Source organism: Methylibium sp. T29-B, assembly GCF_000576225.1.
Lineage (GTDB): Bacteria > Pseudomonadota > Gammaproteobacteria > Burkholderiales > Burkholderiaceae_C > Methylibium > Methylibium petroleiphilum.
Genome location: NZ_AZSN01000006.1, coordinates 40,179 through 63,278 on the forward strand (window position 1 = coordinate 40,179; position 23,100 = coordinate 63,278).

Genomic DNA, 23,100 nt, shown 5'->3' on the forward strand with positions numbered 1-23,100 from the left:
TCGCTACGGCTGCCGTCTGCGCCAGCGCATCAACAGTTCGCTGACGGCGTGCAGCCCCAGCAGCCCGGGCAGCGCGGCGGCCATCGCCTCGTGCACGTCACCGACGATGCTGCGATCCCCCAGGTCGCGTTGCCCAGCAGGACGCCACTGGCAGCGACCAGCGACACCGCCAGCACCAGCCCCCAGCGCAACGCAGTGCGCACCGGCTGCCAGGCCGGACGCGACGCCCGACGGGCGGCGCGCACCACGCCCAGCGTGCCGGCGGTCACCAGCCACAACCCGAAGACGCCGGCGGCAGCCAGCCCCAGCGCGGCGTGCGAACCGGGGTGCGCTTCGGCACCCAGCCAGGCCACGGCCAGCACCGCAGCCAGTACACCGTGCAGGAGCACGGCGGCAAACACGTGAGCTCGCCGGAAGCCCGCGGGGTGGGTCGTGCCGATGTCCGCGGTCGCGTCAATGCCCATGGCGGCCGGGCTGCAGGCGCTGCAGCGTCTTCGGATGGAAATAGGCCTCGACCTTCCAGCCGTCCTTGTCGAGCGCTTCGACTTCATAGCAGCCGTCGTCGACCTCGATCTTCTCGATGCGCCAGCCCTGGCCGTTGAGCTGTTGCTCGAGCTCGGCCATCGGTCGCCATTGATCGCGCGGTCCGGCACCGCAAAGATCCTTGCTGCCGGCGTGCACCGGTGCGCTCACCAGAAGGGCGGCGGCCGCCACAGCGGCCAGCGACAGGGAGAGTCTGTTCATCGAAGCTCCTTTCGAGGGGTTGGAAATCGGCAGGCCGCCAGCGCGACCCCATGGCAGGCATGCTGCGCGCCACCCGTGAACCGAAGCTGAACGCGGCGCGGTCCCCGTTCAGCCCCGGTTCAGGCAACGCCGTCAGGCTGCAGAATCCATGTTCAACGCCATGCAACTGCTGCTCCTCGAAGACGACATCGATCTCGGCCAGGCGGTGGTCGACCACCTCGAAGCCCAGGGCCACACCGTCACGTGGATGAAGCTGTGCGCCCAGGCCGAGGCCGCGCTGCGCGGCGATCCCGCAATCGAACTGGTGCTGCTCGACCTGCAACTGCCCGACGGCGAGGCGCTCGACCTCTTGCGCCGCCTGCGCGCCGGCGGCGAGCGGCGCCCGGCGATCGTGCTGACGGCGCGCGACCAGGTCAGTGATCGCATCCGCGGCTTGCAGGCAGGCGCCGACGACTACCTGGTCAAACCCTTCGACCTCGAGGAGATGCTGGCACGCATCGACGCCGTCGCCCGCCGCAGTGGTGTGACCGATCCGCAGGCCGTGCGCGCCCAGGCCACCTCGCTGGACTTCGAGGCCAAGCGCGCGCTGCGCGACGGCGATCCGGTCACGCTGACCGCGATGGAATGGGCGCTGCTGGGACGGCTGGCGAGCCGCCCGGGGCGCATCTGGAGCCGGGCCGAGCTGGAGCAGGCCTTGCACGCGCAGGCCGGCCGCGACGAGGTGGAGAGCAACTCGCTCGAGGTCATCGTGAGCCGGCTGCGCCGCAAGCTGGGCGCCACGTTGATCAGCACCCATCGCGGTCTGGGATACCGGCTTGAAGCCTGAACCGGGCGCCCCCCCGTCGCCGCCGTGGCGCCTGGAGCAGCGGCTGCGGCGTCAGCTGCTGCTGGCGCTCGCGGTGCTGTGGCTGGTCGGTGCGGTGACGGCGCTGGTCGGCCAGCAGCACGAGCTGCACGACGTGCTCGACGACGCCCTGGAAGACACCGCGGAGCGCGCACTGAGCCTGCCGCTGCGCAGCGACGCGGCCCCTGAGGCGCCACAGGGCGACGATGACGACGAGCACGCGCGCCTGCAGATCTTCGACCGCGATGGCCACCTGCTGTGGCGCTCGGCCGAAGCGCCGCTCACCCCGCTGGCCGACCTGCGCCGCAAGGGCACACGCAGCGAGGGCGGTTGGCGCGTGTCGGTGCAGCGCCGTGACGACGGCAGCCGGCAGGCGGTGGCTGCCGAGCCGCTGGAAGTCCGCCATGAGGCGCTAGGCCAGGCCGCACTGTGGCTGCTGACGCCCTTGCTCGCTCTGCTCCCTCTCGCTGCGCTGCTGGTTCACCTGGTGCTGCGGCGCGGCTTCCGACGACTGGAACCGCTGCGCGCTGGTCTGGCCCGGCGCGAAGGCGCCGACCTGTCGCCGCTGCCGCTCGACGGCCTGCCGGGTGAGCTGAGGCCGCTGGTCGAGACCTTGAACGCCTTGCTCGCCCGGGTGAGCGCGTTGCTGCAGGCGGAGCGCCAGTTCGCGGCCGCCGGAGCTCACGAGTTGCGCACCCCGCTCGCGGCCGCCCGCGCGCAGGCGCAACGCCTGGCCCAGGAGGCGCGTGACGTCGGCCTGACCGAGCGTGCCGATGCACTGGTGCGGCAGCTCGATCGACTCGCTGCGTTGGCCAGCCGCCTGCTGCAGATCGCGCGCATCGAATCGGGCGTGGCGTTGAAACGCGAGCCGGTCGACCTGGCTCAGCTGGCCACGCTGGTGGCCGACGAGTTCCCCGAGGCACGGCCCGGCGGGCGCCTGCGAGTCGAGGCCGGGCCGGTGGTCATCGTCGCGGCCGATACCGACGCCTGGGCATCGCGCTGCGCAACCTGATCGACAACGCACTCAAGCACGGTGGCCCAGCCGCCCAGGTCACGGTGCAGGCCGGACCGGGCTCGATCAGCGTGCGCGACGACGGTCCCGGCGTGCCGCCCGACAGCCTGACGCGCCTAGTGCGCCCCTTCGAGCGCGGCGCATCGGCGGCCGAGGGCAGCGGTCTGGGGCTCGCGATGGTCGAGACGATCGCCCGGCAGTCGGGAGCGCAACTGGAGCTGAGGTCGCCGGTCGCCGGCGGACACGGCTTCGAAGCCACGCTGCGTTTCGCAGACCCCTGAGGCGGGCCTCACCCGCGCGGCGGGCGCTCAGCGGAGCGTCACGCGGGCGAACTTGCGCTTGCCGACCTGGACGACGTAGGTCCCGGCCTCGAGCTTCAAGCCCTTGTCGCTGATGGCGACGCCATCGATGCGCACGCCCCCCTGCTCGACCATCCGCAGCCCTTCGCTGCCCGAGGCCACCAGGTTGGCCTGCTTCAGCAAGGTGCCGATCCCGAGCGGTGCGCCGGCCAGCGCCACGTCGGGCAGTTCGTCGGGCACACCGCCCTTGGCACGGTTCTGGAAGTCCGCCTCGGCGGCTTCGGCAGCCGCCGCATCGTGGAAGCGCGTGGTGACCTCCTTGGCCAGCAGCACCTTGGCATCTTTCGGGTTGCGGCCCGCATCGACCTCGGCCTTCAGCGCGGCGATCTCGGCCTCGGAGCGGAAGCTGAGCAGGGTGAAGTACTTCCACATCAGCGCGTCACTGATGGACAGCATCTTGGCGAACATGCTGTTGGCCGGCTCGGTGATGCCGATGTAGTTGTTCTTGCTCTTCGACATCTTCTCGACGCCATCCAGGCCTTCGAGCAGGGGCATGGTCAGGATGCATTGCGGTTCCTGTCCGTACTCGGCCTGCAGCTGCCTGCCAACCAGCAGATTGAACTTCTGGTCGGTGCCCCCGAGCTCGAGGTCCGACTTCAGCGCCACCGAGTCGTAGCCCTGCATCAGCGGGTAGAGAAACTCGTGCACCGAGATCGGCACGCCGGCCTTGAAGCGCTTGGTGAAATCGTCGCGCTCCATCATCCGAGCGATCGTGTAGCGCGACGCCAGCTGGATCATGCCGCGCGCGCCGAGCGGGTCACTCCATTCGGAGTTGTAGCGGATCTCGGTCTTCGACGGATCCAGTACGAGGCTGGCCTGCCGATAGTAGGTCTGGGCGTTCGACTCGATCTGCTCGCGCGTCAACGGCGGCCGCGTGGCATTTCGGCCGGACGGGTCGCCGATCATCGAAGTGAAATCCCCGATCAGGAAGATCACCTGGTGCCCCAGATCCTGGAGCTGGCGCATCTTGTTCAGGACGACGGTGTGGCCGAGGTGGATGTCGGGAGCCGTCGGGTCGAGCCCCAGCTTGATCCGCAGTGGCACGCCGGTTGCATTCGACCGTGCCAGCTTCTGCAGCCAGTCGTCCTGGGGCAACAGTTCGTCGCAGCCCCGCAGGCTGACGGCCATGGCGGCCCGAACTGCATCGTTCACAGGGTACTTGGCGACAGAAGCCGGCCGTTCGGGGAGTTTTGCGGCACTAACCTGATCGGCAGGGTCGGACATGAGCAGGATTTGGGTTTTTACGCCGGGCCACTACGGCCCCTCGATACAATCGTTGCGTTTGCAGAGTGACGGGATTCTAGAGGGGCACAACCCCCGGCATCGTCGACTGCCCACGCCAGACTTGCCGCATGTGTCCCCGCCAGCGGGATTGCTCGGGTCGTTCGCTTTTCAGGATCGTTGGGATTGAACACTTCTGCTTCCTTGCTTCGCCTCGTCGAGCGTACCGACGCGCTGTTGCAGCGCCATCCACGCCGGCTCACGGCAGCCGTCGTGACATTGCTGCTGGGCTCGGCAGTCACCGCCTTCGGCGTGGCGCCGATGGCCCCCGATGCAGCCGACCTGCCACGCCGGGTTCTAACGGAAAGCGTCACCCCGCTTGCGCTCGACGCACAGTTGCAAGCACTTGAAACACACTCGGTAGCGCTCTACCGCAGCGAACTCACCCGCAGCAGCGACACGGCCGACACGCTGCTCCAGCGTCTCGGCATCGATGATGCGGAGGCAGCAGCCTTCCTGCGTCGCGATGCCACAGCGCGCGCGCTGCTCGAAGGCCGTGCCGGGAAGATGGTGCAGGCACTCGCCACCAACGGCCGGTTGAGCCGGCTCATCGCCCGCTCTCCCGCCGAAAGCACAGCTCAGTTCTCGACGCATTTCACGCGGCTCACCATCGAGCGCGACGCGATTGGCCTGCGAGCGCGCACCGAGCAGGCGGCGCTGTCCAACGAGGCCAAGCTCGGATCCGGCACCATCCAGAGTTCGTTGTTCGCGGCCGCGGACGACTCGCGACTGCCCGACGCAGTGACCATCCAACTCGCCGAGCTGTTCGGCACGGATATCGACTTCCGCCGCGAGCTCAAGCGCGGCGACACCTTCACGGTACTGTACGAGGCGCTCACCGCCGATGGCGAGCCGGTGACGTGGAACCAGGCATCGGGTCGCGTGCTGGCGGCTCAGTTCATCAACGATGGGCGCACGCACGATGCCGTGTGGTTCGAGGAAACCTCCTCCACGGGCAAGACCAAGGGCGGCTACTTCGGACTCGACGGTCGCAGCAAGAACCGCATGTTCCTCGCATCGCCGATGGCCTTTTCTCGTGTGACCTCCGGCTTTTCGATGCGATTGCACCCGATCCTCAAGACCTGGCGCGCCCACCTGGGAGTCGACTATGGCGCGCCGACCGGCACGCCGGTGCGCGCCGTCGGCGACGGCGTCGTCGAGTTTGCCGGCTGGCAGAACGGCTACGGCAACATCGCCATCATCCGCCACGCCGGTGACCGCGAGACCCGCTACGCGCACCTCAGCCGCCTCGATGTGAAGCGTGGTCAGCGCATCGACCAGGGCCAGCTCGTCGGCGCCGTGGGAGCTACCGGCTGGGCCACCGGCCCTCACCTGCATTTCGAGTTCCGCGAGCGCGGCCAGGTCCAGGACCCGCTGAAGATCGCGCGCGCGTCCGAGGCCCTCACCATCTCGCCTGCCGCGCGGGCGCAGTTCGACGAAATGGCGGCCGCCGCCCGGTCGCAGCTGACCGTCGCCTCTGCCGTGAGCCCGGTGGCACGCTTCGAGTGAGGCGCCCGCCGCACCGCGGAACGAGCCCGCCACGGCGGGCTTTTTCACGCCCCCGGGGCTTAGGATGCTGCAATGGGTGAGAACTACATCGGCCTGATGTCAGGCACCTCGATCGACGGCGTCGACGGTGTGCTGGTCGAGTTCGACGGTGAACGCATGCAGGTGCTGGCGCACGCGCACCGGGCGTTCGACCCCGCACAGCGCGCCGAACTGCTGGCGCTGAACACCCCGGGCGACAACGAATTGCACCGCGCTGCCCTGGCGGCGAACGCCCTGGCCCGGACGTACGCCCAAGTCGTGACCGAACTTCGCAAACGCGTGCCCGGCCCGGTACGCGCCATCGCAGCGCACGGCCAGACCGTGCGGCATCGGCCCGGTCAATTCGACGGCATCGGCTACACGCTGCAGCTCAACGCACCGGCCCTGCTGGCCGAGTTGACCGGCATCGCGGTCGTGGCCGACCTGCGCAGCCGCGATGTCGCGGCCGGCGGCCAGGGCGCTCCCCTGGTCCCGGCCTTCCACCGCGCCCGCTTCGGTCGAGACAGCGAAGCCGTGGCCGTGGTCAACATCGGCGGCATCAGCAACCTGACGCTGTTGCCCGGAGACGCTCGCCCGGTTCGAGGCTTCGACTGCGGTCCCGGCAACGCTCTGATGGATCTGTGGTGCCTGCGACATCGTGGCCTGCCATACGACGACGGTGGACAGTGGGCCGCTGGCGGGACCGTCGCGCCCGACCTGCTCGCCGCCGCCCTGCGGGACCCGTACTTCGCCCTGCCGCCACCGAAAAGCACCGGACGCGACGACTTCCATGGCGCGTGGCTCGATGGCCTGCTGGCAGAGAGGCCGGGCCTCCATCCGCAGGACGTGCAGGCGACGCTGTGCGAGCTGACCGCCCGGGTCATCGCCGACGATCTGGTGCGCCACCTGCCCGCCACGACCGTCCTGCTGGTGTGCGGCGGCGGTGCGTTGAACCGGGAGCTGATGCGCCGGCTGCAGGCCGCGCTACCGGGCACGCCGGTGCAATCCAGTGCGGAACGCGGCTTGCCACCGCTGCAGGTCGAGGCTGCGGCATTTGCCTGGCTGGGCCGGGCCTGCCTGCACGGCCGCAGCGGTTCCCTGAAGGAAGTGACCGGCGCCGCAGGATCGCGCGTGCTGGGGGCGCTCTACCCGGCTTGATCGGATCCGGGAAACGAAGAAGCCGCCCGAGGGCGGCTTCTGGGTGATGCAGCTGGTGCGGGAGAGCCCCGCACTACGCCTCAGGTCGAGAAGCTCGAACCGCATCCGCAGGTGGTGGTAGCGTTCGGATTCTTGATGACGAACTGCGCGCCTTCCAAGTCTTCCTTGTAGTCGATCTCGGCGCCTACCAGGTACTGCAGGCTCATCGCGTCGATCAACAGCATCACGCCGTTCTTCTCCATCTTGGTATCGTCGTCGTTGACGATCTCGTCGAAGGTGAAGCCGTACTGGAAGCCGGAGCAGCCGCCGCCCTGTACGAAGACGCGCAGCTTCAGCTCGGGGTTGCCCTCTTCCTCGACCAGTTCCTTGACCTTGCCGGCCGCACTGTCGGTGAAGACGATCGGGGCGGGCATCTGGGTGGCAATGTGTTCTGCAACGGCGCTCATGGAGACTCCTGTGACTCGCGATCCGGAATCGCCCTCGTATTGTGACCGACTGCGCTCAAGACCGCATTGGCCGCCAGTCGCAGCGCCGGTTTGTCCTCCGACGCCAGCGGCCGCAGTTCCCGTTCACCTGTGCGCCCTGGTGCATTTCCAGGCGCTCGTAGCGCACATTGCCCTCTATGCGAGCCTTGGGCTGCAACTCCAGCAGTTCATCCGATTCCAGCGGGCCGCGGACTTCGCCATTGACGATCACGTGACCCGCCTTGACCCTGCCGGCAATGCTGGCTTTCTCGCCGATCACGAGCAGGTTGCGTTCGTCGCCGAGGGCCAGCACATTGCCCATCACCCGCCCGTCGATGCGGAGACCCTCGCTGAAGCGGATCTCGCCCTCGATCACCGTGCCCTCGCCAACGAGTGTGCGGATGGGAGGTTGCTTGCGCATTCCGAACATGTTTCATCTCCTAGGAAAGGCGTGCCATGCCGCGCGCTAGAGGCTCACATCCTGGCTGGCGCGCACACCGCCCTGGGCGTCCAGCACCCGGACCTGCAGGGCGTCGACCACGGCCAGCGCGGGAAAATTGAGCGTGCCGTCCACGCGCTGGTACTGGCGGAACTGCAGCACACGCGGCGCTCCGGATGGCGATTGCGACCACGTCTGGCCTTCGAGCTGACCCTTCAGCGTCAGCTCATAGCGTCCCTTGAACTCGGCTGGTGACTTGCCCTGCTGCATCACCAGCAACTGGTAGCGCAATTGTCCGTTGCCGACGACTTCGGCCTGCAGCCCGCGCACCACCAGTTCCGATTTCCCGCTGGTCGGCAGCAGGCGCTCAAAGAAGCCGAGGTCCCCTTTGAGCGCCAGATTCTCGGCCTCCAGCGCCTTGATCTGGCTCATGAGTCGCTCCTGAGTCGTGCGCTCCGTCTTGAGCAGGCTCTCCGCGGTGTTGGCGATGCTCTGCGCCTTGTCGCGCTCGCTGCGCAACTGCTCGAGGTCGATCGCATCCGCCTCCTTCGACGGCGTCGCCACCGGCACCCGATCGAGCCGGTCGAGGCCGGCGATGTCCTTGCCGAACTCGAAGGCCCACAGAGCCAGCGCCGCCGAGAATCCAAGGGCCAGCGCCAGAACCGCCCAGCGCAGCGGCCATGGCAGATGACTGCGCACGATCATGCGCGGCGCACTGATCGACAAGCGGCGGCGCAGCAGCTTCCAACGCATGGGGTTCCGGAAAGCCCAAAAGTCCATTCTAGGCAGCCACCCCGTGGCCGCCAGCGCGCAATGTGCAACCGGACGATGAACTTGCAGCACAAATGAAAAAGCCGCCCGAAGGCGGCCTTTTGTCGCGGACTGCGCAGAAAGATCAGCGCTTGCTGAACTGCTTGCGGCGACGCGCGCCGTGCAGGCCGACCTTCTTGCGCTCGACCTCACGCGCATCGCGCGTGACGAAACCGGCACGGCTGAGCTCGGACTTGAGCGCCGCGTCGTAATCGATCAGCGCCCGCGTCACGCCGTGGCGCACAGCGCCGGCCTGACCCGATTCGCCACCACCGTGAACGTTGACCTTGATGTCGAAGGCCTCGACATTGTTGGTCAGGAACAGCGGCTGCTTGACGATCATGATCGACGTCTGACGGCCGAAATATTGTTCGACCGGCTTGCCGTTGACCGTGATCTGGCCGCTGCCCTTCTTGATGAACACTCGTGCCACCGAAGACTTGCGGCGGCCGGTCCCGTAATTCCAATTGCCAATCATCGCCGCTCCTTAGACTTCCAGAGCCTTGGGGCTCTGGGCGGTGTGCGGGTGCGTGGCACCGGCATAGACCTTCAGCTTCTTGATCATCGCGTAGCCCAGCGGCCCCTTGGGCAGCATGCCCTTCACGGCCTTCTCCAGGGCGCGGCCGGGGTGCTTGGCCTGCATGTCCTTGAACTTGGTCGCGTAGATCCCACCCGGGAAACCCGAGTGCCGGTAGTACACCTTGTCGGTGGCCTTGTTGCCCGTGACACGGAGCTTTTCGGCGTTGACGATGACGATGAAGTCGCCGGTATCGACGTGAGGCGTGTAGATGGGCTTGTGCTTGCCACGCAGACGGAGGGCCACTTCGCTGGCAACCCTTCCGAGGACCTTGTCGGTCGCGTCAATCACAAACCACTCGTGCGTCACTTCGGCCGGTTTGGCGCTGAAGGTTTTCATGACTTTGAAACAGAGTGGAAATCCCGGCTCACATCGCTTTCGCGGTCGGTGCCCCTTGTATGCCATTCCTTCGGACGAGCCGTCGAACCGGCGTGGGGCCTCTTAGGCGAAATACCGACCACCCTGGGGCGACCGCTTCTCCCGGAGCCAGAAAGCGGGAAAGCCAAGCAGTATAAGCCAGATCATTCCGTCGGACGGCGCAGGAGTCGAAGTCGGCCGTGGCGGCGCATTCCCCTCCCCCACCACAAGGTCAAGCGAGATCGCCACTAAAATATAAGGGTAAACCCCATGATCACCGATCCCTTTCCCCCTGCTGCCCGCCCGAGCATGTCTGCGGCCCCCTCCGCCCAGCCCGCCTCGCGACGCGCGCATCGCAGTGCCTTGCAATGGGTGCCGATCCGCTCGCTCGCCGAACGTCACCGGGAGCGGATCGTCGCCCATCTGGTTGCTCTCCCGCCGCGCGACCGCTATCTGCGCTTCGGCCACGCCGCAAGCGATGAGCAGATCGCGCAATACGTGGACAGCATCGAGTTCGCGCGCGACGAGGTCTTCGGCATTTTCAACCGCCGGCTGGAATTGGTGGCGATGGCGCACCTCGCATATGAGCGCGCGCCGCAACTGGACAGCATCCCGCGATGGTCGAGTTTGGGGTGTCGGTGCTGCCGCAGGCGCGTGGGCGCGGCTATGGAGCCCGCCTGTTCGATCACGCGGTCATGCACGCCCGCAACCGCGGAACGGAGACCCTGTTCATCCATGCGCTGAGCGAAAATACCGCCATGCTGAAGATTGCACGCAACGCCGGTGCCAAGGTGGTGCGCGACGGCAGCGAGTCGGAAGCGTGGCTGAAACTGCCGCCCGACACCCTGGGCAGCCAGGTCGAGGAGATGGTGGAAACCTATGCCGCCGAGGTGAATCACCGCCTGAAACGTCACGCGCTGCAACTGGAGCACTGGTTCGATGCCGTGAACGAGGTCCGGGCCCGGTTCGCCAAGGGACTGGTCGTCGCCTCGGAGTAGCCCGCGGCCGTCGCCGCGGGGCGACAAGCACTCACCTGAGGGGATGCCGCCCAAGCCCGGCGGTGACTAGCATGCCGGACCGTCCGCGCCGTGCCGCGGCGAAATCTGCCACGCCACCGTATCCCTCATGACGCTGCCCCTCTGGCTGTATGCGCTGCTCGCGGGCATGGCCCTGGTCTGCGCATTTGCCGTCGGGCGCTACTCGCTCGCCCGCCGACAACGCCGTTCGCTGCCGAGGCAATGGCTGCTGATGGCACGGCCGGTCCTCAATTCCGACGAACGCCGCACCATGCGCATGCTGCGCGAGGGACTGCCCCAGTACATCGTGCTGGCGAAACTGCCGCTGGTCCGCCTCTGCCAACCGCGCGACCCGCGGCGGGTGCGCTACTGGTTCGACCTGCTCGGCAGCCTGCATGTGAGTTTCGCCGTCTGCAGCCCCAACGGCCGCGTCATCGCCGTCATCGACCTCGAGCCGGAGCGCGGCGTGTCGCGGCGCGCCAGCAAGATCAAGCAATCGGTACTGGATGCGTGCCGCATCCGCTACCTGTCGTGCAAGGCCGAGAATCTGCCCCCGATGAGCGAACTGCAATTGCTGCTTCGCCCCCAAGGCGCTGCACCGCGCCAAGCGCCGCTCGCCGCCGCGCCACCGAAGAACTTCCAGCAGGCACGCAGCACCTTGTCCGACACGGTCCGCACGCGCCGCGCCGAGCGCTCGGCCCGCTGGGCGGACTCCGGCTTCCCACAGGATTCCTTTTTTGCGCCGGACAGTCGACTCGACGGCCCGAGCAGCGAGTTTGCGCCACTGGCCGCTGCAGTGCCCGACTCGCTCTCGGGTTCTCTGCGCTGAACACTCGCCCGCCTCGGAAAGGCGCCGTCGCAGATCCGATCCGCCAGCGTTCCCGGCCGGGGTACGCCCGCATGCGAGCATCGCGGCATGGATCATGCCGCACCGCCCCAGCCCTTTGCCGATCTGACACCGCACGCGGTGCTCGACGCGATGGCCGACATCGGCCTTTACGGCGATGGTCGGCTGCTGCAACTCAACTCCTACGAGAACCGCGTGTTCCAGGTGGCGCTGGAGGACGGCAACACCGTCGTCGCGAAGTTCTATCGCCCCGCGCGCTGGAGCAACGAGCAAATCCTCGAGGAGCACGCCTACGCGCTCGAGCTCGACGCCGCCGAAGTGCCGGTCGTCGCCCCGCTGGTGCTGGATCCCCGGCAAGCGCGCGGTGCATTGCGATGTCTCGGTGCGCCCCCCACGCTGGCAACGCTCGGCGGCATGCGTTTCGCCGTCGCGCCGCGCCGCGCCGGGCGGGCGCCGGAACTCGACGATCCCGAGGTGCTGGAATGGATCGGCCGCTTCATCGGTCGTCTGCATGCCGTTGGGCGACAGCGGCCGTTCGAGCACCGGCGCACGCTTGACATCGATACCTTCGGCCATGCTCCGCGGAAGTGGCTGCTCGACACCGACAAGGTCACCGCCGCAGAGCGCCCGCGCTGGTCAGACGTGTCGGAGCGGGCGCTGACGCTGGTGGCCCAGCATTTCGCCGCGGCCGCCCCGCTGCGTTCGCTGCGCCTCCATGGCGACTTCCACCCTGGCAACCTGCTGTGGACGCCTCAGGGCCCGCATTTCGTCGATCTCGACGACGCGGCGATGGGTCCCGCCGTACAGGATCTGTGGATGCTGCTGTCGGGAGACCCGGATGTCGCCCGACAGCAACTCGCCGCGCTGCTGGAGGGCTACGAAACGTTCTGCGACTTCGACCGCCGCGAGCTCGCGCTGGTCGAGGCGCTTCGCACCCTGCGGATGATCCACCACAGCGCTTGGCTCGCACAGCGTTGGGACGATCCGGCCTTCCCCGCCGCGTTCCCGTGGTTCGGCGCGCCGAGCTACTGGTCCCAGCAGATCGAGCACCTGCTGATGCAGATCGACGTGATGACCGGCGCGTAGCGCCGGTCAGCGCAGAACGGAGCGGCTCAGACCAGCAGCCGGTTCACGCGCTGCACGTAGGCAGCCGGGTCGTCGAGCTGGCCGCCTTCGGCCAGCACGGCCTGGTCGAACAGCACCTGCGCCAGATCGTCGAAGCGCTCGCTGCCATCGAGGCGCTTCACTAGCGCGTGTTCGGTGTTGACCTCCAGGATCGGCAGGCTCGTCGGTGCGCTCTGGCCGGCCTGCTTCAGCAGGCGCGCAAGGTGCCCGCTGATATCGCCATCTTCCACCACCAGGCAGGCCGGCGAATCGACCAGCCGTGTCGTCACGCGTACGTCCTTGGCGCGCTCCTTCAACGTGTCCTTCAACTTCTCCAGCACCGGCTTGAAGGCCTCGGCCGCTGCCTCGGCCTGCTGCTTCTCGCCCTCGTCCTGCAGCTTGCCCAGGTCCACCGCGCCCTTGGCCACGCTCTGCAGCGGCTTGCCCTCGAACTCGAACAGGTGCGAGAGCATCCACTCGTCGACGCGGTCCGTCAGCAGCAGCACCTCGATGCCCTTCTTGCGGAACACCTCGAGTTGCGGGCTGTGCCGTGCCGCCGCCGTGGTGTCCGCGGTGATGTAGTAGATCGCCTCCTGGCCGTCCTTCATGCGCGCCAGGTAGTCGGCCAGCGACACCCCCTCGTCGGCCTGGGTCGATGCGAAGCGCAACAGCTTGGCCAGGCGCTCCCGGTTCGCGTGGTCCTCGCCCACGCCTTCCTTGAGCACCGCGCCGAACTCGCGCCAGAAGGCGGCGTACTGGTCGCGCCGCGCGGCGTCTTCGCTGCCCGCCATCTCTTCCAGCATGCCCAGCACGCGCTTGGTCGAGCCTTCGCGGATCGCCTTCACGTCGCGACTTTCCTGCAGCAGCTCGCGCGAGACGTTCAGCGGCAGGTCGCTCGAATCGATCACGCCCTTGACGAAGCGCAGGTAGCTCGGCATCAGCGCCTGTGCGTCGTCCATGATGAAGACGCGTTTCACGTAGAGCTTGATGCCGCCCTGGCGGTCGCGGTTCCACAGGTCGTGCGGCGCCTTCGCCGGCAGGTAGAGCAGTTGGATGTACTCGCTGCGGCCCTCGACGCGGTTGTGCGTGTAGGCCAGCGGCGGCGTGCTGTCGTGGCTGAACTGTTCGTAGAAACTCTTGTATTCCGCGTCGGTGATCTCGCTCTTCGGGCGGGCCCACAGCGCAGCCGCCTTGTTGACGGTCTCCCATGCGTCCTGAGTCACGTACTCGCTCTTCTCCGCGTCCCAGACCTGCCCGCGCATCAGGATCGGCAAGGAAATGTGATCGGAGTAACGACCGATGACGGACTTGAGCTTCCACGCGCTGAGGAACTCGTCCTCGCCGTCGCGCAGATGCAGCGTCACCGAGGTACCCCGCTGCGCACGAACGAGATTCTCGACCTCGAAGTCGCCGGTGCCAGCGCTGCTCCAGCGCACCCCCTCTTCGGCCTTCAGCCCGGCGCGGCGCGACTCGACCGTGATGCGGTCGGCAACGATGTAGCCACTGTAGAAACCCACACCGAACTGGCCGATCAGCTGCGCGTCCTTCGCCTGCTCGCCCGACAGCTTGCCGACGAACTCGCGGGTGCCGCTCTTGGCGATGGTGCCCAGGTTGGCGATCGCCTCGTCGGCACTCATGCCGATGCCGTTGTCGGCGATCGTGATCGTGCGCGCCTCCTTGTCGAAACTCACGCGCACTTCCAGGGTCGAAGCATCCTCGTACAGTGCGGCGTCGTTCAAGGCCTCGAAGCGCAGCTTGTCGCAGGCGTCCGAGGCGTTGGAGATCAACTCGCGGAGGAATATCTCCTTGTTAGAGTACAAGGAGTGGGTCACGAGGTGCAGCAGCTGCTGCACCTCGGCTTGGAATGACAAGGTCTGCTTGTTCATGGCGGCCTGAAAATCGTTGACAGGGTGCACGGGCGCGAGAGCCGAATGTGCGCCGAAGATTGTGGGGCCACTTGCCGGTCTTTCAAGACCGCGAGACCCCGGACCCGCGGGCCGCAGCGCGGCCCTGCTGCCCACCGCGGCCCGCGCCAGCGAGCCGGACCGCGACAGCCCCGAGGAGAACAACAACGCCATGGAGACATCAGCTCTCGCCCTGTCCACTGCACCGCTGTGGACTCTGGAAGGTCTGCGCGGTGCCGACCCCGTGCTGGGGATCGCGCTGTTGATCATCATCGCCGTCGTCACCGGCGAGGCGGTGCGTCGCTGGACGCGCCTTCCGCGCACCTGCGGCCACATGCTGGTCGGCGTGATCGCCAGTCCGCTGGCCCTGCGCCTGCTGGAGCGCACCGATCTCGATCCGTGGAAGCCGCTGCTCGATCTGGCAGTCGGCGTGCTCGTGTTCGAGCTCGGGGCCCGCATCCGCCCGCGCTGGCTGTTCGACAACCCCACCCTGGCGCTGCAGTGCATCGCCGAATCGGTGCTCGCGGCGGCCGCCGTGACCGCGGGCCTGGTGATGCTCGGCGCACCGGCGATGTCGGCGGCGCTGGTCGGCGCCGTGGCGATGGCCACCTCCCCGGTCATCACGATGGCCGCCGTGCACGAGACCCAGCCACGTGGTCAGGTCACCGAGCGGCTGCTGATGATGACCGCGCTCAACAGCGTGCTCGCCGTACTCGCGCTGAAGATCTGGCGCGTGATCGCGACCGCTGACGCGCCGCTGAGCTCCGAGTGGCTCCCGGCACTGGCCAATGCGGTCTATGTGCTGTGCGGCTCGTTCCTGCTCGGCGCATTGCTCGGCCTGCTGCTGACGTGGATGTCACGTCCCATGCGCCGCACGATGGCCAGCGCGGTGCTGCAGATCGGCCTGCTGGTGCTCGGCGCGCTGCTGGCCACGCAATGGACGCTGTCGCCGCTGCTGGCGCTGTTGGTCGCCGGCGTCGTGGCGCGCGCACGCATGGGCCACGGCCTGACCATCGAGCCGCAGCTCGGCACCGCCGGCGCCGCGCTGACCGTGCTGCTGTTCGTGAGCCTGGGGCTGGTCAGCTCGGTCGAGAGCTTCTGGAGCCTGTGGCCCTGGGTACTGGCGATCGTCGTCGCGCGCGCGCTCGGCAAGGGACTGGCGGTGGCGGCGCTCGCGCGGCCCAGCGGCCTGAGTCTGAAGCAGTCGCTGGCCCTCACCGTGGCACTGCAGCCGATGGCGCAGTCGGCCCTGCTGCTGGGTGCGGCCACCTACGGCTGGCCGGCCGATGCGCCGATCGTCGATGCCGCCGTGCTGCAGGCGCTGGTGATCGCCGTCACGCTGATGCAGCTCAGCGGCCCGGTGTGGTCGGTGCTGGGACTGCGCCATCTCGCCCGCGAAGTCCCGGAACGGAGCTGACCATGGCCTTGCAAGATTTCACCCCCTCGGAGCCGCTGACCCTCGGCGTCGAGCTCGAGCTGCAGTTGCTCAGCACCCACGACTTCGACCTCGCACCGCAGGCGGAGGACCTGCTGCGCGAGACCGCCAAGCACAGCGGCGCGTGGGACATCAAGCCCGAGATCACGCGCAGCATGATCGAGATCGGCAGCTCCATCCAGCGCCGTCATGGCCCGCTGCGGGAGGAGCTGCGCGACATGCGCAACCAGCTGACGCGCGCGGCGCGCAAGCTCAACATCGCCATCGCCGGGGGTGGCACCCACGCGTACCAGCATTGGAGCGAACAGCAGATCTTTCCAGCCGAACGCTTTCGCTACATCAGCGAGCTGTACGGTTATCTCGCCAAGCAGTTCACCGTGTTCGGCCAGCACGTGCATGTCGGCTGCCTTGACGGCGACCAGGCGCTGTGGCTGCTGCATGCCCTGTCGCGCTACGTGCCGCACTTCATCGCGCTGTCGGCCTCATCGCCCTACGTTCAGGGACAGGACACCGGCTTCGACTCGGCACGGCTCAACTCGGTGTTCGCCTTCCCGCTGTCTGGCCGTGCGCCGTTCGTGCGCAGCTGGGAGGAGTTCGGCGGCTTCTTCGACAAGATGACGGCGACCGGCGTCGTGCAATCGATGAAGGACTTCTACTGGGACATCCGCCCCAAGCCCGAGTTCGGCACCATCGAGCTGCGCGTCTGCGATACGCCGCTGAGCGTCGACAAGGCCGCGGCACTGGCGTGCTACCTGCAATGCATCTGCCGTCAACTGCGCGAGGAGAAGCCCTTCGAGCCCAGCGAGGACGACTACCTCGTCTACACCTTCAACCGCTTCCAGGCCTGCCGCTTCGGGCTCGACGGCGAGATCGTCGACCCGAAGACCAAGCAGCGCTCGCGCCTGCGCGACGACATTCTGCGTACCTTGACGCGCCTGGACGAGCACGCGCTCGACCTGGAGGCGCTCGATGCGACGCAGTTACTGCGCGACTCGCTGTTCGAGGGCAACGATGCCCGCTGGCTGCGAACGCAGCGCGCGGCGATGCTGCCGCTGCCTGCCGTGGTGGAGGCTGCCGCCCGGCGCTGGGTGAATGATCGACGGGTGCCACCCACGCAGAGCGACAGTTGTCGCCTGCGTAGCCGTGACACCCGTCGCATTGATGCAACGCGCGGACGGTCCAGCCTGCGTCTGGAGCGCGCCGGCGCCTCGGAAACGCAGCTTCGATGACGGGCACAAAGCTTGCCCTGTCGGGTTCACCCGTTGCACGGGTCGAACGACACGCGCACATCACTCACAGGAGACTCACCGATGGTCCTGCTCGAATTCGCCATGGCACCGCTCACCAAGGGCGAGAGCGTCAGCCCCTTCGTCGCCCGCTCGCTCGACATCATCGACAAGAGCGGCGTGCCTTACCAGCTCACACCGATGGGCACGATCCTCGAAGGCGAATGGCACGAGGTGATCGCCGTCGTCAGCGCCTGCTTCGAGGCGATGAGCGCCGACTGCGACCGGGTGGGCACGAACATCAAGATCGACTACCGCGCCGGCCCGGGTGGGCGGCTGCAGTCGAAGCTCGACTCCGTTCAGCAGAAGCTGGGACGCACGCTGTCAACCTGACGGCGCGCCCGCGGGAACTGCGGCCCGTGCCGGCCGCAGATCCTGCAAAAGATCAAGCAGCGAGGTCTTCCGGCGTCTTGCCGCCAGCGATCGCATCCAGGAACCACTGCGGGCGCCGCCCGTGGCCCGACCAGCTGTGGCCGGCGTCGTCGCGGTACTTCACTTTGCTGGCGGTCCGAGCCGGCTTCTTCTTTTTCGCCCCGGTGCCGCGCGGTTTGCGGCCCGACGCGGCGAGCCCGAGATCGGCCGCGCTCAGGTCATAGAACGCTATCGCCTCGCGGATGCGCTCGATCACGTCTTTCACTTCGCGCTTCTTGAGAGCTTCCGCCTGACGCTGCAGCGTCGCGATTTCTTTTTGGATCTGGGCCAGTGATTTCGCCATTCCGATGTCCTTCGTGTTGGTATCCATGCCAGTGAGAGCATAAGCCCACGCCGGTAAAATCGCTGGCAGTCGCCCGGCATCGAGGCGCCGCAGCCGCCGGCTGCTTCCACTCTCAACGAAAGCCCCGCCCGCCATGAGCCTCAAATGCGGCATCGTGGGTTTGCCCAATGTCGGCAAATCCACTCTTTTCAATGCGCTCACCAAAGCCGGTATCGCCGCGGAGAACTATCCGTTCTGCACGATCGAGCCCAATGTCGGCGTCGTCGAATTGCCCGATCCGCGGCTGCAGGCGCTGGCCGCCATCGTCGTGCCGGAGAAGCTGGTGCCGGCCATCGTCGAGTTCGTCGACATCGCCGGCCTCGTGGCTGGCGCGAGCCAGGGCGAGGGCCTGGGCAACCAGTTTCTCGCCCATATCCGCGAGACCGATGCGATCGTGAACGTGGTGCGCTGCTTCGACGACGAAAACGTGATCCACGTCGCCGGCAAGGTCGACCCGATCGCCGACATCGAGGTGATCCAGACCGAGCTCTGTCTGGCCGATCTCTCCACGGTCGAGAAGACGCTGCAGCGCTCGATCAAGGCCGCAAAGTCCGGCAATGACAAGGAAGCCGCCAAGCTGGTCGACGTCCTGCAGAAATGCCAGACGGCGCTGAACGAGGCGCGTCCAGTGCGCAGCATCGCCTTCAGCAAGGAAGAAATGGCGATCCTCAAGCCGCTGTGCCTCATCACGGCCAAGCCGGCGATGTTCGTGGGCAACGTCGACGAAGGCGGCTTCCAGGACAACCCGTATCTCGACAAGCTGCGAGCCTATGCCGAGAGCCAGCGGGCACCCGTTGTGGCCATCTGCGCCAAGACCGAGGCCGAGCTCGCCGACATGTCGGACGAGGACCGGCTGATGTTCCTGCAAGAGATGGGACAGGAGGAACCCGGCTGAACAGGCTGATCCGTGCGGCCTTCAAGCTGCTGGGCCTGCAGACCTACTTCACCGCCGGCGTGAAGGAGGTGCGAGCCTGGACCATCCACATCGGCGACACCGCGCCGCAGGCCGCCGGGGTGATCCACACCGATTTCGAGCGCGGGTTCATCCGGGCTCAGACCATCGCCTTCAACGATTTCATCGCGTTCAAGGGCGAGCAGGGCGCCAAGGAGGCCGGCAAGATGCGCGCCGAAGGGAAGGACTACGTCGTCAAGGACGGCGACGTGCTGAACTTCCTGTTCAACGTCTGAGCGTCGGTTCGTGAAGAGACCCGGCGGCGCAAGCGCTGGCGGGGTGTGAAGGCGGCCACGGCACGGCCTGCAGCGTGTGCCGACGGAGGCTGCCACGCCCATCGCCGGTGGTAGGCTCGCAGGCGATCGCCCCCGTCCTCATGGCCGATACGCTCACTCACTCCAGTCCGACAGCCTCCGCCCCCCCTTCGTCGCCACATCGCTGGTGACCCTGGTGCTGGTCGCGCTGGCCTATGTGCTGACGGGCGCGGCCTCGCTGCAACTCGCGATCCCCCCCGGCTACGCTTCGCCGCTGTTCCCGCCGGCCGGCATCGCGCTGGCCGCGGCTTTGGTCTACGGTTGGAGGGTGCTGCCGGCGGTGATGCTCGGGAGCCTGAGCGTGCAGATGCTCGTGTACTTCAACGGCGATCAGCAGCATGTCTTCCGCGATTCGCTCACCGGGCTCGCAATCGCTTGCGGTGCGACGGTGCAGACTGCGCTCGGCGCCTGGCTGGTGCGCCGGGGCCTGAGGGAGCCACTGACGCTGGACGGGCCGGCTTCGATCCTGCGCCTGTTCGGCTTCGGTGCGTTGGCCGCCTGTACCGTCGGGGCAAGCCTGAGCGTCCTGGCGCTGTGGTTGGCCGGTCTGCTGCCGACCGCCCTGCTATTCGACACCTGGTGGACCTGGTGGGGCGGCGATGCCTTGGGCGTGATGATCGCCACACCCGTGGTGCTGACGCTGATCGGCCGACCGCGGACCGCCTGGCGGCCGCGCCGCAACACCGTGGCCTTGCCGTTGGTGGTTGCCACCTTGCTGCTGGCGCTGGCCATCTGGCAAGTCGCCCGCTGGGACGGCCAGCGCGACGCGGCGCGCTTCGAGCGCGATGCGATCAGCGTGAGCCGTACGGTCGAGCTGCGGCTCAATGCCCACCTCGACGCACTGGATGCGATGCACAGCATCTATGTCGCGTCGTCGAACGTCGACAGCCGTGAGTTCGAGCGGGCCAGCGCCGGCTGGCTGCGCAAGCTGCCGAGCGTGCAGGCGATCGGTTGGCATGAGCGCGTTGCGCGGCAGGACCTGCCGGCCTTCGAGGCAAGCCTGCGCTCTCTCGGTCAACCGGACTACCGCGTGTTCGAACGCGACAGCGCTCTCAGCGCGAACGACTCCGAACTGATGGTGATGCGCTACATCGAGCCGCGTGCTGGCAACGACACCGCGCTGGGTGTCAACGCGCTGTCGATTCGCGCTGCCCGCGAGGCCATCGCGCGCGCGCGCCTGAACGATGGCGCCACGGTCACCCCTGGCTTCAGGCTCACGCAGGAAACCGCACAGCAGACCGGCGTTGTCGTCTATCGCGCCGTGTACCGTGGGGACGAGCCATCACGCAGCCTGCAGGGAATGGTCTTCATCACTCTACGCATGGAAGACGCTCTGGCCCGGCTTGCTGTCGGTGCCCCACGCTATCTTCAGTTCTGTCTGCTGGACAGTGATGCCCCCCCGAGAGCCGGCTGCTGGCCGGCTCGTCCGACTGCGCGCGCCCTGCCGTCAATCCCCTATGGAGTCACACCGCGGAGATCCCGTTCGCCGGTCGCACCTGGGAGCTTCGGGTGCAGGCACCGAATGGCGTTCCCAATGGGCCCGCCGCCGGGCCGCTATCGGGAGAGAGCGCGACGGCTTGGCTGTTCTCACTGACCGGGCTGCTCGGCACCGGCATGATGGGTGCGCTGCTTCTGCTCGTCACAGGGCGCACTCGGCAGACCGAAACGGCTGTCGCAGAACGTACCGAGCAGTTGGAGCACGAGATCACCGAGCGCCTGGCCACCGAACAGGCGCTGCGCGAGAGCGAGCAGCGCTTCCGCAGCATCTTCAACTCGGTGCCTATCGGCGTGGTCTACACCGACCTTCAGGGCCGCATCAAGCAGCCTAACGCAGCCTACTGCACCATGACCGGCTACAGCGAAGAAGAGCTGTTGAGCCTGTCGCTCGCCAGCCTGACCCACCCCGAGGACCGTGCCGCCGATCTGGCAAGCCAGCAGGATCTGGTGGACGGGCGGCTGCCGCTGTACCGGCGGCGTAAACGCTACGTCACCAGGAACGGCCCGGTACTGTGGGTCAGCGTGACGGTCAGCCTGCTGCGCGACGAGCACGGCCAGCCGCACCGGCTGGTGGGACTGGTCGAGGACATCAGTGAGCACCTGCGCCTCGAAGAAGCGGAGCATGCGCGCGAATCCGCGGAGACCGCCAACCGCGCGAAGAACGAATTCCTTTCGCGCATGAGCCACGAACTGCGCACGCCGCTCAACGCGATGCTCGGCTTCGCGCAACTGCTCGACCTCGACCGCGGCGAGCCTCTGCACGAGCGCCACCGGATGTGGGTAACGCAGATCCAACAGGCCGGCTGGCATCTGCTGGAGATGATCAACGACGTGCTGGACCTGTCGCGCATCGAGTCCGGCACACTGAGCCTGCAGGTCGAGTCGTTGTCGCTGGAGCCGCTGATCGCCGCATCGATGGCACTGGTGGAGCCGCAGGCGCGCGGTCGCGGCCTCACGCTTGTCCGCACGATGGCCGAGCACGCCCCGCTGCAGGTTTTGGGCGACGCGACTCGCGTCAAGCAGATCCTCACCAACCTGCTGAGCAACGCCGTCAAATACAACCGCGAGGCGGGTGAGGTGCGTGTGTCGACCCGTCGCACTGAGGACCGCGATGGCACGCCGATGCTGGAACTCGACGTCTGCGACACCGGCCTGGGCATCGAGCCTCAGCTGCTGACCCAGCTGTTCCAGCCCTTCAACCGGCTGGGGCGCGAGCGTGGCGCGACCGAAGGCACCGGCATCGGCCTGGTGATCGCCAAGCTGCTGGCCGAGCGCCAGGGCGGGTCGCTGAAGGTGCGAAGCGAGCCCGGTGTCGGCTCGACCTTCACGCTGCGCCTGCCGCTGGACTCGCAAGCGCGGCCGATGACCGCAAGCCAGGAGGCCGACGAAGAGGCCAACGCAGCCTACAACCGTCGTCATGTGCTCTACATCGAGGACAACGACACCAATGTCGAGGTGATGCGCGGCATCTTCGGCCTGCGCCCGCAGGTCCGGCTGGCCGTCGCGACCACCGGGCTGGACGGCTTGGCGGCCGTGCGCACCTCGGCGCCCGACCTGATCCTGCTCGACATGCACCTGCCCGACATCGACGGCATGGTGCTGCTCCAGCACCTGAAGTCCGACGAGCAGACCGCCGAGATCCCCGTCATCGCCGTCTCCGCCGACGCGCTGCCGGCCCAGATCTCGGCCGCCCTGGGGGCCGGCGCGATCCGCTACCTCACGAAACCGGTCGCCATCGACGAGGTGCTCGGCGTCCTGGACGAGCTGCTGTCGCAGCTGACGACCCGCTTCGGCTAGCCCCCGCGATTCACCGGCCAGGCGGGAACACGACGCGCACGCGCAGGCCGCAGCCGTCTTCGCCGTCGAGCAACTCGACCCCCGCGTTGTGCGAGCGAGCGATGTCACGCACGATGGCCAACCCGAGGCCGCTCCCGGCTCCCGTCGAGCCCGGTGCACGGTAGAAGCGCTCGAACACCTTGGCGCGCTCTTCGGCCGCAATGCCGGGGCCGTTGTCTTCCACCTCGAACATCGACCTCGGTGCACCGTCCTGCTGCTTCAGGACACCGGTGCGTACCGTGATCCGGGCCGGCCGCTGGACGGTGCCGGTCGCGTACTCCAGCGCGTTGTGGATCAGGTTGGCGAGCAGCTCACCGAGCAGATGGCGGTGCCCACGCACCGGCGCTGCCTCGAGCTGGAACCCGAGATCGGCGCCGCGTTCCAGTGCGCGCGGAACCCAGTCCTGCGCGGCGTCCTGGGCCACCGCCTTCAGGTCGACCGGATCCCCGGGCTCGTTGCTGCTGGCCTCGCTGCGTGCCAGCGCCAGCAGCTGGTCCGCGGCCCGGGCCACGCGCTGCGTCGAACGGTGCACGCGCTCGAGCGTTGCATGGACGGCGGGCGGGTGGGCTTCCAGTGTGCGCGC

At 67.6% G+C, this 23,100-nt stretch carries 23 protein-coding genes and 2 pseudogenes; 14 read left to right on the plus strand and 11 right to left on the minus strand.

The window, feature by feature from the left end; all coding sequences use genetic code 11:
- Nucleotides 1-29 precede the first annotated feature (29 nt).
- Both Y694_RS02115 and Y694_RS02120 read right to left on the minus strand, forming a co-directional pair.
- Nucleotides 30-464, minus strand: coding sequence for a hypothetical protein (locus Y694_RS02115; RefSeq protein WP_036229437.1), 435 nt, complete (start codon nucleotides 462-464; stop codon nucleotides 30-32).
- Nucleotides 454-744 carry a PepSY domain-containing protein gene (locus Y694_RS02120; protein ID WP_011830723.1) on the minus strand — a complete coding sequence of 97 codons (291 nt, stop codon included), beginning with the start codon at nucleotides 742-744 and terminating at the stop codon, nucleotides 454-456. The genes Y694_RS02115 and Y694_RS02120 overlap by 11 nt, the downstream gene beginning before the upstream one ends.
- Nucleotides 745-904: 160 nt before the next feature.
- On the opposite strand from Y694_RS02120, the gene Y694_RS02125 reads away from it, so the two are divergent.
- The 3 genes from Y694_RS02125 to Y694_RS24615 are packed head-to-tail and all read left to right on the plus strand — an operon-like array spanning nucleotide 905 to nucleotide 2,881.
- Nucleotides 905-1,570: a response regulator transcription factor gene (locus tag Y694_RS02125; RefSeq protein WP_036229494.1), complete on the plus strand. Its 666-nt coding sequence runs from the start codon at nucleotides 905-907 to the stop codon at nucleotides 1,568-1,570.
- Nucleotides 1,560-2,600 carry a histidine kinase dimerization/phospho-acceptor domain-containing protein gene (locus tag Y694_RS02130; RefSeq protein WP_036229439.1) on the plus strand — a complete coding sequence of 347 codons (1,041 nt, stop codon included), beginning with the start codon at nucleotides 1,560-1,562 and terminating at the stop codon, nucleotides 2,598-2,600. Before Y694_RS02125 ends, Y694_RS02130 begins: the two co-directional genes overlap by 11 nt.
- Complete coding sequence (locus Y694_RS24615) at nucleotides 2,600-2,881, plus strand: HAMP domain-containing sensor histidine kinase (protein ID WP_231497488.1); 282 nt, start codon at nucleotides 2,600-2,602, stop codon at nucleotides 2,879-2,881. The genes Y694_RS02130 and Y694_RS24615 overlap by 1 nt, the downstream gene beginning before the upstream one ends.
- A gap of 27 nt (nucleotides 2,882-2,908) precedes the next feature.
- On the opposite strand, the gene tyrS is transcribed toward Y694_RS24615, so the two are convergent.
- Entirely contained in the window at nucleotides 2,909-4,087 is a 1,179-nt protein-coding gene (gene tyrS, locus Y694_RS02140; protein ID WP_231497489.1) for a tyrosine--tRNA ligase, read from the minus strand.
- Nucleotides 4,088-4,366: 279 nt separating this feature from the next.
- Between tyrS and Y694_RS02145 the strand changes: the two genes are divergently transcribed.
- The gene (locus Y694_RS02145) at nucleotides 4,367-5,749 is read left to right on the plus strand and encodes a M23 family metallopeptidase (RefSeq protein WP_011830727.1); all 1,383 of its coding nucleotides are present in this window, start codon (nucleotides 4,367-4,369) and stop codon (nucleotides 5,747-5,749) included.
- Between the two features lie 72 nt (nucleotides 5,750-5,821).
- Nucleotides 5,822-6,925 (plus strand): anhydro-N-acetylmuramic acid kinase, encoded by a 1,104-nt coding sequence (locus tag Y694_RS02150; RefSeq protein WP_011830728.1) that lies wholly within the window; start codon nucleotides 5,822-5,824, stop codon nucleotides 6,923-6,925.
- 80 nt (nucleotides 6,926-7,005) lie between these two features.
- On the opposite strand, the gene erpA is transcribed toward Y694_RS02150, so the two are convergent.
- From erpA to rplM, 5 genes are all read right to left on the minus strand, one after another.
- The gene (gene erpA, locus Y694_RS02155) at nucleotides 7,006-7,371 is read right to left on the minus strand and encodes an iron-sulfur cluster insertion protein ErpA (protein WP_011830729.1); all 366 of its coding nucleotides are present in this window, start codon (nucleotides 7,369-7,371) and stop codon (nucleotides 7,006-7,008) included.
- 55 nt (nucleotides 7,372-7,426) lie between these two features.
- A complete protein-coding gene (locus Y694_RS02160; RefSeq protein WP_310732188.1) occupies nucleotides 7,427-7,819 on the minus strand; it encodes a polymer-forming cytoskeletal protein in 393 nt (130 codons plus the stop codon).
- Between the two features lie 36 nt (nucleotides 7,820-7,855).
- A complete protein-coding gene (locus tag Y694_RS02165) occupies nucleotides 7,856-8,581 on the minus strand; it encodes a DUF6776 family protein (protein WP_036229444.1) in 726 nt (241 codons plus the stop codon).
- A 142-nt stretch (nucleotides 8,582-8,723) separates the two neighbouring features.
- Nucleotides 8,724-9,116, minus strand: coding sequence for a 30S ribosomal protein S9 (rpsI, locus tag Y694_RS02170; protein WP_011830732.1), 393 nt, complete (start codon nucleotides 9,114-9,116; stop codon nucleotides 8,724-8,726).
- A gap of 9 nt (nucleotides 9,117-9,125) precedes the next feature.
- On the minus strand, nucleotides 9,126-9,554 hold the full coding sequence (gene rplM, locus Y694_RS02175) for a 50S ribosomal protein L13 (RefSeq protein WP_011830733.1): 429 nt from the start codon (nucleotides 9,552-9,554) through the stop codon (nucleotides 9,126-9,128).
- A 288-nt stretch (nucleotides 9,555-9,842) separates the two neighbouring features.
- Here rplM and Y694_RS02180 point away from each other — a divergent pair.
- From Y694_RS02180 to Y694_RS02190, 3 genes and pseudogenes are all read left to right on the plus strand, one after another.
- Nucleotides 9,843-10,570, plus strand: a pseudogene (locus tag Y694_RS02180) (GNAT family N-acetyltransferase).
- A gap of 289 nt (nucleotides 10,571-10,859) precedes the next feature.
- A complete protein-coding gene (locus tag Y694_RS22315) occupies nucleotides 10,860-11,417 on the plus strand; it encodes a hypothetical protein (RefSeq protein ID WP_197028711.1) in 558 nt (185 codons plus the stop codon).
- An 87-nt stretch (nucleotides 11,418-11,504) separates the two neighbouring features.
- Nucleotides 11,505-12,521 (plus strand): serine/threonine protein kinase, encoded by a 1,017-nt coding sequence (locus Y694_RS02190; RefSeq protein WP_036229447.1) that lies wholly within the window; start codon nucleotides 11,505-11,507, stop codon nucleotides 12,519-12,521.
- Nucleotides 12,522-12,547: 26 nt separating this feature from the next.
- Here the strand turns inward: Y694_RS02190 and htpG are convergent, their stop codons facing one another.
- Nucleotides 12,548-14,425, minus strand: a complete 1,878-nt coding sequence (htpG, locus tag Y694_RS02195; protein WP_036229450.1) for a molecular chaperone HtpG — start codon at nucleotides 14,423-14,425, stop codon at nucleotides 12,548-12,550.
- Between the two features lie 190 nt (nucleotides 14,426-14,615).
- On the opposite strand from htpG, the gene Y694_RS02200 reads away from it, so the two are divergent.
- The 3 genes from Y694_RS02200 to Y694_RS02210 all read left to right on the plus strand — a co-directional run bounded on the left by Y694_RS02200 (nucleotide 14,616) and on the right by Y694_RS02210 (nucleotide 17,497).
- Entirely contained in the window at nucleotides 14,616-15,860 is a 1,245-nt protein-coding gene (locus tag Y694_RS02200) for a cation:proton antiporter (RefSeq protein ID WP_036229453.1), read from the plus strand.
- Between the two features lie 2 nt (nucleotides 15,861-15,862).
- Nucleotides 15,863-17,107: a YbdK family carboxylate-amine ligase gene (locus Y694_RS02205; protein ID WP_231497487.1), complete on the plus strand. Its 1,245-nt coding sequence runs from the start codon at nucleotides 15,863-15,865 to the stop codon at nucleotides 17,105-17,107.
- Between the two features lie 81 nt (nucleotides 17,108-17,188).
- A complete protein-coding gene (locus tag Y694_RS02210; RefSeq protein WP_011830740.1) occupies nucleotides 17,189-17,497 on the plus strand; it encodes an MTH1187 family thiamine-binding protein in 309 nt (102 codons plus the stop codon).
- A 52-nt stretch (nucleotides 17,498-17,549) separates the two neighbouring features.
- Here Y694_RS02210 and Y694_RS02215 read toward each other — a convergent pair whose 3' ends face one another.
- Nucleotides 17,550-17,906, minus strand: a complete 357-nt coding sequence (locus tag Y694_RS02215; protein ID WP_011830741.1) for an H-NS family nucleoid-associated regulatory protein — start codon at nucleotides 17,904-17,906, stop codon at nucleotides 17,550-17,552.
- A gap of 106 nt (nucleotides 17,907-18,012) precedes the next feature.
- Between Y694_RS02215 and ychF the strand changes: the two are divergent.
- The 3 genes and pseudogenes from ychF (at nucleotide 18,013) to Y694_RS02230 (ending at nucleotide 22,478) form a co-directional block, all read left to right on the plus strand.
- Nucleotides 18,013-19,106: pseudogene (gene ychF / locus Y694_RS02220) on the plus strand (redox-regulated ATPase YchF).
- A 205-nt stretch (nucleotides 19,107-19,311) separates the two neighbouring features.
- Nucleotides 19,312-20,778 (plus strand): CHASE domain-containing protein, encoded by a 1,467-nt coding sequence (locus tag Y694_RS02225; protein ID WP_036229459.1) that lies wholly within the window; start codon nucleotides 19,312-19,314, stop codon nucleotides 20,776-20,778.
- Nucleotides 20,779-20,876: 98 nt separating this feature from the next.
- The gene (locus tag Y694_RS02230) at nucleotides 20,877-22,478 is read left to right on the plus strand and encodes a PAS domain S-box protein (protein WP_161727911.1); all 1,602 of its coding nucleotides are present in this window, start codon (nucleotides 20,877-20,879) and stop codon (nucleotides 22,476-22,478) included.
- 10 nt (nucleotides 22,479-22,488) lie between these two features.
- Here Y694_RS02230 and Y694_RS02235 read toward each other — a convergent pair.
- A partial coding sequence (locus Y694_RS02235; RefSeq protein WP_036229502.1) for a HAMP domain-containing sensor histidine kinase occupies nucleotides 22,489-23,100 on the minus strand: 612 nt, incomplete at its 5' end.

Bases quoted from the DNA above. Each gene is read 5' to 3' on its own strand.
- Y694_RS02115 (WP_036229437.1), bottom strand. From the start codon at position 464: ATGGGCATTGACGCGACCGCGGACATCGGCACGACCCACCCCGCGGGC.
- Y694_RS02120 (WP_011830723.1), bottom strand. From the start codon at position 744: ATGAACAGACTCTCCCTGTCGCTGGCCGCTGTGGCGGCCGCCGCCCTT.
- Y694_RS02125 (WP_036229494.1), top strand. From the start codon at position 905: ATGCAACTGCTGCTCCTCGAAGACGACATCGATCTCGGCCAGGCGGTG.
- tyrS (WP_231497489.1), bottom strand. From the start codon at position 4,087: ATGGCCGTCAGCCTGCGGGGCTGCGACGAACTGTTGCCCCAGGACGAC.
- Y694_RS02150 (WP_011830728.1), top strand. From the start codon at position 5,822: ATGGGTGAGAACTACATCGGCCTGATGTCAGGCACCTCGATCGACGGC.
- erpA (WP_011830729.1), bottom strand. From the start codon at position 7,371: ATGAGCGCCGTTGCAGAACACATTGCCACCCAGATGCCCGCCCCGATC.
- Y694_RS02160 (WP_310732188.1), bottom strand. From the start codon at position 7,819: ATGTTCGGAATGCGCAAGCAACCTCCCATCCGCACACTCGTTGGCGAG.
- Y694_RS02165 (WP_036229444.1), bottom strand. From the start codon at position 8,581: ATGCGTTGGAAGCTGCTGCGCCGCCGCTTGTCGATCAGTGCGCCGCGC.
- rpsI (WP_011830732.1), bottom strand. From the start codon at position 9,116: ATGATTGGCAATTGGAATTACGGGACCGGCCGCCGCAAGTCTTCGGTG.
- rplM (WP_011830733.1), bottom strand. From the start codon at position 9,554: ATGAAAACCTTCAGCGCCAAACCGGCCGAAGTGACGCACGAGTGGTTT.
- Y694_RS22315 (WP_197028711.1), top strand. From the start codon at position 10,860: ATGCGCATGCTGCGCGAGGGACTGCCCCAGTACATCGTGCTGGCGAAA.
- Y694_RS02190 (WP_036229447.1), top strand. From the start codon at position 11,505: ATGGATCATGCCGCACCGCCCCAGCCCTTTGCCGATCTGACACCGCAC.
- htpG (WP_036229450.1), bottom strand. From the start codon at position 14,425: ATGAACAAGCAGACCTTGTCATTCCAAGCCGAGGTGCAGCAGCTGCTG.
- Y694_RS02200 (WP_036229453.1), top strand. From the start codon at position 14,616: ATGGAGACATCAGCTCTCGCCCTGTCCACTGCACCGCTGTGGACTCTG.
- Y694_RS02205 (WP_231497487.1), top strand. From the start codon at position 15,863: ATGGCCTTGCAAGATTTCACCCCCTCGGAGCCGCTGACCCTCGGCGTC.
- Y694_RS02210 (WP_011830740.1), top strand. From the start codon at position 17,189: ATGGTCCTGCTCGAATTCGCCATGGCACCGCTCACCAAGGGCGAGAGC.
- Y694_RS02215 (WP_011830741.1), bottom strand. From the start codon at position 17,906: ATGGATACCAACACGAAGGACATCGGAATGGCGAAATCACTGGCCCAG.